At 56.3% G+C, this 14,354-nt stretch carries 10 protein-coding genes; 2 read left to right on the top strand and 8 right to left on the bottom strand.

From position 1 onward, the window contains the following. Positions 1–15: 15 nt before the first annotated feature. Entirely contained in the window at positions 16–1,020 is a 1,005-nt protein-coding gene (locus JOD69_RS01390; protein ID WP_077728467.1) for an NAD(P)H-dependent glycerol-3-phosphate dehydrogenase, read from the top strand. Between the two features lie 11 nt (positions 1,021–1,031). On the opposite strand, the gene JOD69_RS01385 is transcribed toward JOD69_RS01390, so the two are convergent. The 8 genes from JOD69_RS01385 to secA form a co-directional block, all read right to left on the bottom strand. Further along, on the bottom strand, positions 1,032–1,505 hold the full coding sequence (locus tag JOD69_RS01385) for a tRNA (cytidine(34)-2'-O)-methyltransferase (protein WP_077728468.1): 474 nt from the start codon (positions 1,503–1,505) through the stop codon (positions 1,032–1,034). Between the two features lie 8 nt (positions 1,506–1,513). Beyond that, positions 1,514–4,018, bottom strand: a complete 2,505-nt coding sequence (locus JOD69_RS01380) for a glycogen/starch/alpha-glucan phosphorylase (protein WP_077728469.1) — start codon at positions 4,016–4,018, stop codon at positions 1,514–1,516. Positions 4,019–4,165: 147 nt separating this feature from the next. After that, complete coding sequence (gene ntrC, locus JOD69_RS01375) at positions 4,166–5,575, bottom strand: nitrogen regulation protein NR(I) (RefSeq protein WP_077728470.1); 1,410 nt, start codon at positions 5,573–5,575, stop codon at positions 4,166–4,168. Continuing rightward, entirely contained in the window at positions 5,568–6,641 is a 1,074-nt protein-coding gene (gene glnL / locus JOD69_RS01370; protein ID WP_077728471.1) for a nitrogen regulation protein NR(II), read from the bottom strand. The genes ntrC and glnL overlap by 8 nt, the downstream gene beginning before the upstream one ends. 421 nt (positions 6,642–7,062) lie before the next feature. Then, on the bottom strand, positions 7,063–8,472 hold the full coding sequence (gene glnA, locus JOD69_RS01365; protein ID WP_077728472.1) for a glutamate--ammonia ligase: 1,410 nt from the start codon (positions 8,470–8,472) through the stop codon (positions 7,063–7,065). Between the two features lie 166 nt (positions 8,473–8,638). Further along, positions 8,639–9,586, bottom strand: coding sequence for a Nudix family hydrolase (locus JOD69_RS01360; RefSeq protein WP_086135158.1), 948 nt, complete (start codon positions 9,584–9,586; stop codon positions 8,639–8,641). A gap of 20 nt (positions 9,587–9,606) precedes the next feature. Then, the gene (gene argJ / locus JOD69_RS01355; protein WP_086135157.1) at positions 9,607–10,818 is read right to left on the bottom strand and encodes a bifunctional glutamate N-acetyltransferase/amino-acid acetyltransferase ArgJ; all 1,212 of its coding nucleotides are present in this window, start codon (positions 10,816–10,818) and stop codon (positions 9,607–9,609) included. 11 nt (positions 10,819–10,829) lie between these two features. Further along, positions 10,830–13,553, bottom strand: coding sequence for a preprotein translocase subunit SecA (gene secA / locus JOD69_RS01350; RefSeq protein ID WP_086135156.1), 2,724 nt, complete (start codon positions 13,551–13,553; stop codon positions 10,830–10,832). 177 nt (positions 13,554–13,730) lie between these two features. On the opposite strand from secA, the gene JOD69_RS01345 reads away from it, so the two are divergent. Next, a complete protein-coding gene (locus JOD69_RS01345) occupies positions 13,731–14,198 on the top strand; it encodes a DciA family protein (protein WP_077728475.1) in 468 nt (155 codons plus the stop codon). Positions 14,199–14,354: the final 156 nt, after the last annotated feature.

Genomic DNA, 14,354 nt, shown 5'->3' with positions numbered 1-14,354 from the left:
TCCGCAATCGCCCACATGACAGCTGTATCAGTTCTCGGCGCGGGCTCATGGGGCACAGCCCTAGCCCTTTTGATAGCCCGCAACGGCCATCCCACTGTGCTTTGGGGGCATCGCCCCGAACATTTGGCCAAACTCAACGCCGCCCGGGGCAACGAGCGCTATTTACCCGGTGCGCGCTTTCCCGACAACCTCCGGGTCGTCGCGAATCTGGAAGAAGCCGTTAAGACCGCGGAAATTCTCGTAGTTGCGGTGCCCAGCCATGCATTTAGAAACCTCCTGATGGACCTGGCACCGCATCTCACCCCGGAATCCAAGATCGCATGGGCCACGAAAGGTCTGGAACTGCAAAGCGGAAAGCTTTTGCACCAAGTCACGGAGGACGTTCTGGGACCCGACATTCCCGCCGCCGTGCTGTCCGGCCCAAGCTTCGCCCGCGACTTGGCCGCCAATCTCCCGACCGCCATTACGGTAGCGTCACGGGAGATCGAATTCGCCAAAATGCTGGCGGGGCTGCTTCATAACAACCGATTCCGCGCATACACCACCGAAGACATCATCGGCGTTCAGTTGGGCGGGGCGACCAAGAACGTACTGGCTATCGCCGCCGGGGTCGCCGACGGCCTGGGCTTCGGCGCCAACTCCCGTGCGGCGCTGATAACCCGCGGACTCGCAGAGATGATGCGCTTGGGTTTGGCATTGGGTGGCAAACCGGAAACCTTCATGGGACTTGCCGGTGTCGGCGATCTCATTTTGACCTGCACCGACAATCAATCTCGAAACCGGCGCTTCGGCCTCGGGCTCGGCAAAGGGCTCCCGCGAGAGCAAGTCGCGGCCGAAATCGGCCAAGAAATCGAAGGGATTCTTACTACGAAGGTTATTTACCAGCTGGCGCAAAGTCTCGGGATCGAGATGCCGATTACCGAACAGACCTACAAAATCCTTTACGAAGGGCTCGCGCCTTTAGAGGCCGTCAACAATCTACTCCTGAGAGAACAGAAGCCGGAAGCCTTGGCCGGTTGAGCCTGCTTCGGTCAAACCCGTTCAATCGCTCCCGAAAAGCCGTTCTGCCGCCATGCTTCGTAAAGCACCAACGCTACGGTATTGGACAGATTCAGGCTGCGGCTTTCCGGTTTCATAGGCACGTAAAGAAGGCGCGGCTTCGGCAAGGAAGCCAGCAAGGTTTCCGGCAATCCCCTGGACTCCGGACCGAACAGCAAGGCGTCATTCGGGCGGAAGTCGGCATCCGCGTAGCAGCACCGCCCTTTGGTGCTGAGCGCGAACAGCCGCTCCGGCCGAACCCGTTCCAAGAATTCATCCAGTCCCCCGTATTCCCGCACATCTGCCCATTCCCGATAATCGAGGCCGGCGCGCCGCAACCTGGCGTCATCAAGCCGGAAGCCCAAGGGATGGATGAGATGCAGCCAAGCGCCCGTGTTGGCGCAGAGACGGATGATATTCCCTGTGTTCGGCGGTATTTCCGGCTCGTAAAGGACGATGTGGAACACGTTAGGACTTATTCACACCGAGGGCGGATCGGCTCCAGTTTCCAAATGTCGCGGTTGTACTCCGAAATCGTGCGGTCGGTGGAAAACTTGCCGCCAGCAGCGCAGTTTAGGATGCTCATTCTTGCCCACTGCTCTTGATCGAGGTAAGCAGCGGCCGCGCGCCTCTGGGCTTCTACGTAACTTTGAAAGTCGGCAGCCGTCATCCAAGGATCGTGCGGGCTTTTTATGGCATGGATGATGGGATCGAAAATTCCCGGTTCGAATTGGTTGAAGTGCCCGCTTTCCAAGAGATGCATCACCCGGCGCAGGTCGTCATTGCCGTTTATGACGGACTCGGGATCGTATTGGCCTCGCTTCGCCTCCACCTCCTCGGCGGTGAGGCCGAACAGGAAGAAATTCTCGGCCCCCACTTCCTGACGAATCTCGATATTGGCGCCATCGAGAGTACCGATAGTCAGCGCCCCATTCAGCATGAACTTCATGTTGCCGGTACCGGACGCTTCCTTACCCGCGGTCGAAATCTGTTCGGAAAGATCGGTGCCGGGACAAATGTATTCCATCGCAGTCACCCGGTAATTGGGCAGGAAGGCCACCTTGAGCAGCTCGCCGGCCGCAGCATCGCGATCGATCACGTTGGACACATTACTGATCAATTTGATGATTCGCTTCGCCATGGCATAGCCCGGTGCCGCCTTGCCGCCGAATAGGACGCACCTCGGCGTCCAATTGGCCGTATCGCCGCGCTTAATGCGGTCATAGAGGTGAATGACATGAAGTACGTTGAGCAACTGGCGCTTGTATTCGTGTATCCGTTTAACCTGAACGTCGAACAGCGCATCCAGTTCGATATCCACGCCCAGCTCCGCTTTCTTATAGCGTAAGAGACGCTCCTTGTTATGGCGCTTGATTTCCCTCCAGCGTTGGCGAAACGCAGAATCATCGGCATATGCGGCCAGCTTGCCGAGTTGGGACAGATCGGTCAACCAACCCTCGCCTATCGTTTCCGTGATCAACGAGGCAAGCTTGGGATTACACCCGGCCAGCCAGCGGCGAGGCGTAATACCGTTGGTCTTGTTGTTGAACTTATTCGGCCACAGTTCGTAAAAATCGCGAAACAGCCCTTGCATGAGCAGATTGGAGTGAAGCTCCGCCACCCCGTTGACCGAAAAGCTCCCGACGATGGCCAGGTAAGCCATGCGAACCTGTTGCTCCCAGCCTTCCTCGATCAGGGACATCCGCGCCAATCGGTCCAGATCGCCCGGCCAGCGGTTGGCGACCTCACCCAAGAATCGTGCGTTGATGTCGAAAATGATTTCCAGCAACCGCGGCAACAATTGCCGGAACAGGCGCACCGGCCATTTCTCCAAGGCTTCCGGAAGCAGTGTGTGATTGGTATAAGCCATGGTACGCGAGGTGATGGCCCAAGCCTCATCCCAATGCAACCCATGCTCGTCCATCAAAAGGCGCATCAGCTCGGCTACGGCAATACTCGGATGGGTGTCGTTGAGCTGAAAACAATTCTTTTCCGCAAACCGACTGAAGTCCTCGCCATGCACCAGCACCCATTTGCGGATGACGTCCTGAAGACTGGCCGAAGCCAAAAAGTATTGCTGGCGTAGCCTCAACTCCTTTCCGTTCTCGCTTGCATCATTGGGATACAACACCATGGTGATGTTTTCCGCCATGTTCTTGGAACGGACCGCTTCGGTGTAATCTCCGGCATTGAAGTCTTGTAGATCGAATTCATCCGTGGCAGCCGCTTTCCACAGGCGCAGCGTGTTAACCGTACCGTTCTTGTAACCGGGAATCGGGATGTCGTACGGGACTGCGAGCACATCGTGGGTATCCACCCAGCGCCTCCTCGGGTGGGATTCGTCGCCGCCATAAGTATCCGTCCGCCCGCCGAAACGTATCCGCACCGTCAGTTCCGGACGCTCCAGCTCCCAGACGTGGCCGTTCCGCAGCCAATGATCGGGCTCCTCGACCTGATGGCCATCCTCGATGTTTTGCCGAAACATGCCATATTCGTAACGGATGCCGTAGCCCATCACCGGCAACTGCAGCGTCGCACAGCTATCTACGAAACAAGCAGCCAGCCGACCCAGCCCGCCGTTACCCAATCCGGCATCTTGCTCGCTCTCGACGATCTCCTCTAGATCCAGCCCCAGGTCGTGTAAAGTTTCGTGCAGAGGATCGTCGATCCCGAGATTGAGCGTGGCGTTACTCAAGGTCCGCCCCATCAAGAATTCCATGGATAAATAGTAAGCACGCTTGCAGTCCGCTTCCTCATAGGCGTAATGCGTATTCTTCCACCGCTCCATCAAGCGGTCGCGGACCGTCAAAGCGACCGCCGTGTAGGCATAGTGCGCGGATGCGCAGTACTTGTCGCGGCCGAGCGTGTAGCTGAAATGACGGCGGATGTCCACGGCCAAATCCTTGGCCTTCAACCCCAAGGCAGGCAGCTCGGTCAACCACGGTTTTCGCTTACTATTCACAAGACTTCGGTTTGGCATAGTCGGTCCGCTTATTTGGCAATTTCAGATTGGGCACGAAAAGCTCGTCGTTCCTCTGCGGCTGTCCGCAGACGACAAAGCCGGAAAGGGGCGATTATCGCATCAAAGCCGGAGCTGTTGACGATAAGCTTGCCGGTACTCGATTTCTTACACGTCCAGACTCAGCTCGCTGATCTTTCGTGTCAATGTATTGCGGCCGTAACCTAATAACTTTGCTGCTTCCTGGCGACGCCCGCGGGTGAATTGTAACGCCGTGGCGATCAAAATCCCTTCGGCTGAATCTATAGCTTCCTTTGCGACATTTCTATCCCCACGCCTCAAGCGCTTATCGACCCATTGCCGGAAACAATCTTCCCAACTGTCGACGACAGTAGAGGTACTCGCCTTAACACTCAGTAATTCCGGCGGCAGATCGTCCAGATGAACCTCCTTGCCCGCCGCCATAACCGTGATCCAGCGACAGGTATTCTCCAACTGACGCACGTTGCCCGGCCAATCGAGCCGACAAAGATAGTCCTCCACATCCGGCAACAAGACTTTTGTTTCCACCTTCAGCTCTTGACTGGCCTCCTTGAGGAAATGGTTCAGCAATAAAGGAATATCCTGGCGACGCTCCCGCAAGGGCGGGAGGTGAATGCGGATGACGTTCAATCTGTGGAACAAGTCCTCCCGGAAACGGCCTTCGGCGACAAGCGTATCCAGATTTTGATGAGTGGCGGCAATAATGCGGACGTCCACCTTGACCGGTGCGTGCGCACCAACGGGAAAAAACTCGCCGTCGGCCAACACGCGCAACAAACGGGTCTGCAAATCCGCAGGCATATCGCCGATCTCGTCCAAGAACAACGTGCCTCCGTCGGCTTGTTCGAAACGCCCGGCGCGGCGAGCCTGCGCGCCGGTAAACGCACCGCGTTCGTGGCCGAACAATTCGGATTCCAGCAGATCGCGGGGGATCGCCGCCATATTGAGGGCGATAAAAGGCTTGTCGGCCCGTGGACTATGGCGGTGCAGCGCCCGCGCAACCAACTCTTTCCCGGTCCCCGATTCGCCGTTGATCAGAACGGTGATGTGGGAGCGGGCGAGTCGCGCGATGGCGCGAAAAACCTCTTGCATGGCCGGCGCCTCCCCGATGATTTCGGGCGTTTCCTCGGCCACCTCGGGCGGACCTTGCTCTTGCCGCGCGCGCTGACTTTGTGCGCATGCACGCTGCACCAGATCAACGGCATCGTCCACATCGAACGGCTTCGGCAGATATTCGAACGCGCCGCCGTGGAATGCCGAGACCGCGCTCTCCAGATCCGAGTGCGCCGTCATGATGATGATGGGAAGTTGCGGATGCTTGATCTGCAGCTGCCGCAAAAGCTCCAGCCCGTCCATGCCCGGCATCCGAATATCGGTCAATATGGCATCGGGCTTGCCCTGATCGAGAGCATCGAGCAATCCGCCGGCGTTCGAAAAACAGCGCGCGTGTATCGATGCCTTTTGCAAGGCCTTTTCCAAGACCCAGCGGATCGAGCGATCATCATCAACCACCCATACTTGGGCTGAACTACTCATGGTCCTTCTCCAACGGCAGGAAAATAGAAAAAACCGTGTTGCCCGGGGAACTCGAGCACTCGACCAATCCACCATGCTGATTGATCAAGGACTGTGCGATCGACAGGCCTAAACCGGTACCGTCAGCGCGCCCGGTTACCATCGGGTAAAAAATCTGACCGAGCAACTCCGGCTTAATACCCGGACCATCGTCGATGATGTCGATCTTGACGGCCATCGGGTTGCGCCTATGACCAATGGTCACCTGGCGATGGATGCGCGTGCGAATCAGGATGTGCCCTTTCTTCCCTACCGCCTGCGCCGCGTTGCGCACGACGTTCAAGATCGCTTGAATCAGCTGATCGCTATCGCCATTCACCAACGGCAAACTCGGGTCGTAGTCTCTTTCGATGACGACGCTTGGAGGAGCCTCCACCTGCACCAACTGACGCACTCTCTCCAGTACCCGGTGGATATTGAGCCGACTTTTCCGCGGCGGTTTGTTGGGCTCAAGCATCCGGTCGACCAGCGATTGCAGGCGGTCGGATTCCTCCATGATGATTTTCGTATACTCCCGCATCTCTTCTTCGACCAACTCCCTGTCGAGCAACTGCGCCGCACCACGCAGACCGCCCAAAGGGTTCTTTATTTCGTGGGCCAATCCCCGCAACAGCATACGAGCGGCGTTCTGCTGTGCCAGAAGCTGCTCTTCCATGGAGATGCGCAAATGCCGATCCACCTGTTCAATCTGCACCAATGCGGCGACCGGTTTATCCTGCTCCAGCATCGGCGTGATCGTGAAATTGACCGTAATAGCTTGAGACGGAAGACCCAACGACAAATTTCGCTTGGTCAACGATTCACCCTGTTGCAAGGTTCGTTTCAAATCTTTCTCGATGTTCTGATCGTATAGAAAGAAAAGCTCTTTGGCCCCCGAACCCAGAACCTGTCGTGCACTCACTGCGAACAACATTTCCCCGGCCACATTGATATAAATCAGGCGGTACGCGGGATCGAAAACCAACACGGCGTCCGTTAAATGATCGAGGATGCGTTGATATAGTGGAATGGGATCTGGGTTATTCATTACGATTTGAAAAGCAAGATGGAGGCCAATTGTCCATGCAAGCTGCGCTTGATTGTAGGTGCCTCAAGACCTATAGAACTCAGCAGCGGACACTCGCGGCCACAGAACCTCAGGCAATGCGCACCATCTTGGTGCATATTAGACCGATTTGCTGAAACATCTGTTCCATTTGAAGTTATTTCGGAATTTACCAATATAGATAATCCAACACTCGACAAAGGCGCTACCGCCCGAGCCAGTCACTTTTGAGCTCACATTCGCCCTTTCGGACTTGTCACTGGGATAGACAGCCTTGTTCAGCCGAATGAATCGCCAGACTACTCTTTACGCGAGCTCTCTATAGCGTCTCGGATTCGGAAAATACCCGAACAAAAAAAACGCCCCATAAAGGGGCGTTTTCAGATTCGGGCCGAATAGCCGTTTAGAGGCTGTAATACATATCGTATTCAACCGGATGCGTGCTCATGCGCAGACGGGTGACTTCCTGCATCTTGAGGTCGATGTACGCATCGATCGCATCATTGGTGAAGACGCCGCCGCGAGTCAGGAATTCGCGATCCGCACTCAATGCATCCAGCGCCATATCAAACGCATGACAAACCTGCGGAATGCTCTTCTCCTCTTCCGGCGGCAAATCGTAAAGATCCTTGTCCATGGCGTCGCCCGGGTGAATCTTGTTTTGGATACCGTCGAGACCGGCCATCAGCATGGCTGCGAAAGCAAAATATGGATTGGCGGTGGAATCAGGGAAACGAACCTCAATGCGGCGCGCTTTCGGATTAGTGACATACGGAACGCGGATCGATGCCGATCGGTTGCGGGCGGAATAAGCCAACATGACCGGCGCCTCGAACCCCGGCACCAAGCGTTTGTAGCTGTTGGTGGACGGGTTGCAGAAGGCATTCAAAGCTCTCGCATGCTTGATAATGCCGCCGATGTAAAACAGCGCCAACTCAGAAAGGCCGCCATACAAATCACCGGTAAACAAGTTCACGCCACCCTTGGACAGTGATTGATGAACATGCATGCCGTTGCCGTTGTCGCCGACCAGCGGCTTCGGCATGAAGGTCGCGGTCTTGCCGTAAGCGTGAGCGACATTGTGTACCACGTATTTGAGGGTAAGCACCTCATCCGCCTTCCGGACCAACGTACCGAACTTGACGCCGATTTCGCACTGTCCGGCGGTCGCCACCTCGTGGTGATGAACCTCGACGATCAGCCCCATTTCTTCCAGCGTATTGCACATGGCCGCGCGCAAGTCCTGCATGGAGTCAACGGGCGGCACCGGAAAATAGCCGCCTTTGATGCCGGGACGATGGCCGATGTTGCCGTCTTCGTAAACTTTTTCGGTGTTCCAACTGGCTTCTTCGGAATCGACTTTATAGAACGAACCCTGCATGGAAACGCCCCAGCGCACATCGTCGAATACGAAGAATTCGTTTTCTGGCCCGAACAGCGCGGTATCCGCGATGCCCGTGGATCTCATGTAAGCTTCAGCACGTTTGGCGATGGAGCGAGGATCGCGCTCATAACCCTGCATGGTAGAGGGCTCGACGATATCGCAGCGCAAAATCAGGGTTGGATCGTCGAAAAACGGATCGATAACCGCCGTCGTCGGATCAGGCATCAGGATCATGTCCGACTCGTTGATGCTCTTCCAGCCCGCAATAGACGAACCGTCGAACATCTTGCCGTCTTCGAACATGTCCTCGTCCACACTGTGCGCCGGAATGGAAACATGCTGTTCCTTGCCCCGAGTGTCGGCAAACCGCAAATCAACGTATTTGACCTCCTTTTCCTTCATCAGCTGAAGTACATCTTGTGGCGTCATTCTTTATCTCCCGAATATTAGGGTTGTAAAAATCTCAAGCGGGTAATTAAACAAAAATTGTACCAATAGAAAAACGCTGTTATCTCCCGGAATTACAATAGTGCAACAACTTGTTCGCAAAACAAAAACGCACCATTAATGTGCATACGACCCATTTCAGTGCCGTTTACGGAAGAAATCCGCGAATTCCCGCCACGCCCTGAGCCCCATGGGACTTTGCAACGTCCACATCCGCTGGAGACACCCCCCCCAAAGCGAAGACCGGAATATTTACCTGATCCACCAACTCGGCAAAAGTTATCCATCCTAGCGGCACGGCATGGGGGTGGGTGGGCGTGGACAGCACAGGGGCAAGAACGGCCAGATCGACGCCGATTCGCTCCGCGTGCTTCAGTTCACCGAGATTGTGACAAGATGCGGCAACCCACCGGGCTTTCTCCAATGGCCGTTCACTCAAGCTCATCAGTCTTTGTGCCGTAAGATGAAGCCCCGCGGCGGACGTCCCGACCACCCAGCACGGATCCGCATTCAGAAGTAGGATCGCGCCCCGTTCCCGGCAGTACTCCACAGCATAATGCGCCAACGCCTCGTATTGGTGCACACCCAATCGGCGCGCCCGCAATTGGATCAAACCGGCTCTGCGCGACACCAGATGGTGCAAACGCTCGCGCAAAAGCGCCTCATCGCCCGATTCATCGTCCAGAATCGCATACTGATCGGGAAGTCTGGCAGCCGTTACGATGGGGCGATTCGCGGCCGGAAATGCGAAGCCGGGCAATTCGTCTGGCGAAACCCAACGAATCGGCTGTCCCTGCATGCCGATTGGCGTCCCCTCGAACCGCTCCACCCGCCACACATCCAGCAGTACGCAACGCTCCGGATAAGCGTGACGAATCCGAATCAAGGGCGATGCCTCTATCACTTCGAGGTTAAGCTCCTCGCGGATTTCTCTGGATAAAGCTTCCTTTGCGGTTTCGCCGGCTTCCAGCTTGCCTCCCGGAAACTCCCAAAGATCCCCTTGATGGACGTGGGCGAGGCGCCGCGCAATGAGAATTTGGCCGAGTCCGTTCCGGATGACACCGGCGGCTACATGCAACTCGGAGCAACCGCTCACCGGGATACGTTCAGCCTCGACTAGGTTCGATATTCCGCGTTGATGCGGACGTAATCGTAAGAGAGATCACACGTCAGGACACGCTGATGCGCGCTCCCCCTCCCCAGCACAACGCGAATCAGGATGTCATTCTCAGACATCACGGCTCTCCCGGCCTCCTCGGTGTAGCCCATGGCGCGTCCTCCATTTTCCACGATCAGCACGTTCCCCAACCATATAGAAACGCCCGATATATCGAGATCGGCGCAGCCTGAACGACCGATCGCAGCCAAAATCCGGCCCCAGTTCGGATCGCTGGCGAAAAAAGCGGTTTTGACCAGAGGCGAATGGGCGATAGTCTTGGCCACATTCCGCGCTTCGGTTTCATCCCTGGCCTCTTGGACCTCTATCCGCATCACCTTGGTGGCGCCTTCGCCGTCCCGCACGATGGCTTCAGCCAAGTCTTCACAAACCTCCCGAACCGCTCGGGCCAGGAGAGGGAAATCCACGCTTTGCCGGCTAAGTTCGGGATTACCGGCTCCGCCCGTTGCGAACAGAACGCAGGCGTCGTTAGTCGAGGTATCGCCGTCCACCGTGATCAAATTAAAAGAACCGTCGGCGGCGTCGCTCAAGCAAGCCTGCAAACTAGCCGGTTCAACCTTCGCGTCGGTGGCAATGAAGGCCAGCATGGTGGCCATATCGGGGTGAATCATGCCGGCGCCTTTGGCGATGCCAGTGACGGTCACCGATACTCCAGCCAGATTGACAGTCCGGCTTGCACCTTTAGGCTGCGTATCGGTCGTCATGATGGCCCTTGCCGCGCGCGTCCATCCCGCCTCGTCCAAGGCGCTCAGGGCTTTGGGCAAAGCCGATTCGATCTTTTCCACCGGAAGATATTCGCCGATTACACCGGTCGAGAAAGGAAGCACCTGCTCGGCCGCCGCGCCGGTCAGCCGGCCGAGCGTCCGGCAGGTCCGACGAGCATCGTCCAGCCCTCGCTGGCCGGTTCCGGCATTGGCATTCCCGGAATTGACCAAGAGCCAGCGTGGATGGTGTCCGAGATGATCTCTCGCCACGATCACCGGCGCGGCGCAAAAGGCATTTTGGGTAAAAACGGCCGCACAGGTAGACCCTTTGGCTGCTTCGATCACCACGATATCGTCACGATCGTTCCGCTTGATGCCGGCACAGGCCGCACCGAGCCGGACGCCTTTTACGGTTGCCAGGGTCAACTCTTCGCTCAAGACGCTCATACGCGGCGATTTCAATCCAATTTGCCGTGGCAGTGCTTAAATTTCTTCCCGGAACCGCAAGGGCAAGGCTCGTTACGGCCCACTTTGGCGACGTCCCGGATATAAGGCTGTGCGGGCCGTGGTTTAACCGGCTTTTCCTCGACCTCCGCCTCTTCAGGTTCCGCAGTCAGTGCGTGTGCCTCGGCATGTTCGAAACGCATTTCTTGAGGTACGGCGCGGCGCTGTTCCTCCATGACATTGACTTCTTCTTCGCTGTGCACCTGAACCTTGGATACGATGCCGATCACCTCGTGTTTAATCCCGTCCAGCATGGAGGTGAACATCTCGAACGCTTCGCGCTTGTATTCCTGCTTCGGATCCTTCTGCGCATAACCGCGTAGATGGATGCCCTGGCGCAGATGGTCCATGGCCGCCAAATGCTCTTTCCAGGCGTTATCGAGAACTTGCAGCATCACCGTTTTCTCGAAATGACGCATGACCGATTCGCCTATAACGGCACTCTTTGCCTGATAAACCGCATCCAGCTGATCGATGATTTTCTGGAGCAGGCGGTCCTCATCCAGCCGCGAATCTTCATCCAGCCATTGTTGCGCCGGCAGCTTCGATCCGAGTTCCCGCAATAGCGTGTCTTCCAGACCCTTGACGTCCCACTGCTCTTCCAGGGTGTGCGGCGGAATGAACTGGGTGAATATCTGGCCGACAACGTCCCGACGCATGTTCGTGATCGCCTCGGAAATATCGTCCGCCTCCATCAGTTCGTCACGCATGTGATAAACCACCTTGCGCTGATCGTTGGCGACGTTGTCGTAATCCAGCAACTGCTTGCGGATGTCGAAGTTGCGCGCTTCAACCTTGCGTTGAGCGCTCTCGATCGCCCGTGTCACCCATGGGTGTTCGATCGCCTCGCCTTCCTTCATTCCCAGCTTTTGCATGAGCACGGCCACCCGATCGGAAGCGAAAATCCGCATCAAGGGATCTTCCAAGGACAAATAAAACCGTGATGAGCCGGGGTCACCCTGCCGTCCGGACCGTCCCCGCAACTGGTTATCAATGCGCCGAGATTCATGCCGCTCCGATCCGATGACGTGCAAGCCGCCTGCTTCCACAACCTGAGCGTGACGGACTTTCCACTCCTCTTTCAAGCGAGCGACGGACCCCTGATCGCTGGGATCGATAGCCGCCAAATCCTCTTCCAGGCTGCCGCCGAGAACGATGTCGGTGCCGCGGCCCGCCATGTTGGTCGCAATAGTGACCGCACCGGGCTGACCGGCTTGCGCAATGATATGAGCTTCCTGCTCGTGATGCTTGGCGTTCAGCACCTGATGCGGAATGCCTTCCTTACGGAGGAAAGTCGCCAAGAGTTCCGAGTTTTCGATGGATGTAGTCCCCACCAGCACCGGTTGGCCGCGTTTCACGCACTCGCGGATATCCTCGATGATGGCGCCGTATTTCTCACGAACGGTGAGGTAGACGAGATCGCCGAGATCTTGGCGGACCATGGGCCTATTGGGCGGGATGACGACAACTTCGAGGCCGTAAATCTGATGAAACTCCGGGGCCTCGGTATCGGCCGTACCGGTCATGCCGGCCAGTTTTTCATACAGGCGGAAATAGTTCTGAAACGTGATGGAGGCCAGCGTCTGGTTTTCGTTTTGAACCGGAACGTTCTCCTTAGCCTCGATCGCCTGATGCAGCCCTTCGGACCAACGACGTCCCGGCATCGCGCGGCCGGTGAACTCGTCCACGATGATGACCTGATTTTCCCTAACGATATAGTCGACATCCCGCTGGAACAGCGCGTGAGCCCGCAATCCGGCATTGATGAAATGCATGAGCCTGATGTTGACGGCGTCGTACAGGCTTTCGTCTGCATTGATCAATCCCTGCTGAACCAGCAACTGCTCGATGCGCTCGTGCCCCTCCTCCGTGAGGTAGACTTGCCGGGATTTTTCGTCGACGCTGTAATCGCCGCGAGCGCCTTCTTTTTCCTGACGCTTGAGATGAGGAATAAAGGCGTTGATCTTATGGTAAAGGTCGCTGCGGTCCTCGGTCGGCCCCGAAATAATGAGAGGCGTCCTGGCTTCGTCGATCAAGATGGAGTCGACTTCGTCGACGATCGCAAAATATTTTTCCCTCTGCACCCTCTGGTCGCGGGAAAATGCCATATTGTCCCGGAGGTAATCGAAGCCGAACTCGTTATTGGTACCGTAGGTAATGTCGGCCGCGTAGGATTCCCGGCGCTGCTCCGCGTTCAGACTGCTGACTATGACGCCCACGGAGAGTCCGAGGAAGTTATAGAGCTTGCCCATCCATTCGGAGTCTCGGCGCGCCAAATAGTCATTGACGGTGACGACATGTACGCCTTTACCGGGCAGTGCATTCAGATAAGCGGCCAGGGTGGCGACCAGCGTCTTGCCCTCGCCGGTTTTCATTTCCGAGATCTTCCCGTCATGGAGCACCATCCCGCCTATCAACTGAACATCGAAGTGGCGCATGTTCAGAACGCGGCGAGATGCTTCCCTGACGGCGGCGAAAGCCTCTGGGAGTAACGCATCGAGCATCTCACCCTCGTTCAGGCGGTCTCTGAATTCTTGGGTTTTCCCTCGTAACGCCTCATCGGATAGATTCTGGAACTGAGGTTCCAGCGCGTTGATCTTCTTGACGAGTTTTCTTTTTCTATTGATGATTCGCTCGTTGCGACTGCCAACGATTTTCTTTACTAGCTTGCCTAGCATTGCGGTTTAATTCCGAGTCCAAACGAAAAATAATCCAACGATGATACCGCAAAACCATGGTATTTATAATGAGTCGAGGGCCATATCAGACGTTGGCGAGAAATTGAGGCAAATTCGAACAGGTTTGCTGGGTTCGATTCGGCTAACCGCGACTACCATGGAGGGCTGATTTCGAAGATGCGCCAACCAGAATCCGTTGCCGGTCTATTTCAAGGCGCCGCGATCCAAGGGCTCCTGATCCAGGTAGAAAAACACCGCCGCGTACTCGATGTGGCAAAAAGAGCACTGCCAGGCTTTCTTGCGGACCATTGTGTAGACTGCGTGGTCAAGCCGGACCGCCTGATTCTTTACGTGGACTCGCCGGCTTGGGCCTCACAAATACGCTTTTATGCCTTGCACCTCTTATCCAAGGTTCAGCAATCGACCGGATACCGGTTCAACGATTTACTGATTCGTAACGCACTGCCTGCCGCAGCAAGACCTCTCGACAAACCAGTTCTCGCCTTGCCATCCGGCTTCGCCGCCGAGGTACTGAAAAATAGCGCATTGTCGACATCTTCCGGGGAACTTAAGGAAGCGCTGCTGCGGCTGAGCGCAACAGTGCAGGCACTGAGGAACGCCGACCCCGGAAAAGAAAATCAATAAAAAACAGCGTCGAAAATTCAGCCGACAGAGATCGTTTGCCCCTGGACTGATGCCCAAATTACGGGCACGCGAGAGAAGTCCAACCCGGCGGCTGGATAAGAATCGGCTTCCCTGCCGCATTTCGATAAGGATTTAACACCGATCGTTCGCCTGGAC

Source organism: Methylocaldum sp. RMAD-M (genome assembly GCF_017832375.1).
GTDB lineage: Bacteria > Pseudomonadota > Gammaproteobacteria > Methylococcales > Methylococcaceae > Methylocaldum.
Note: the sequence above shows the minus strand (reverse complement) of the source record. Positions and strands in the feature narration are given on the sequence as shown.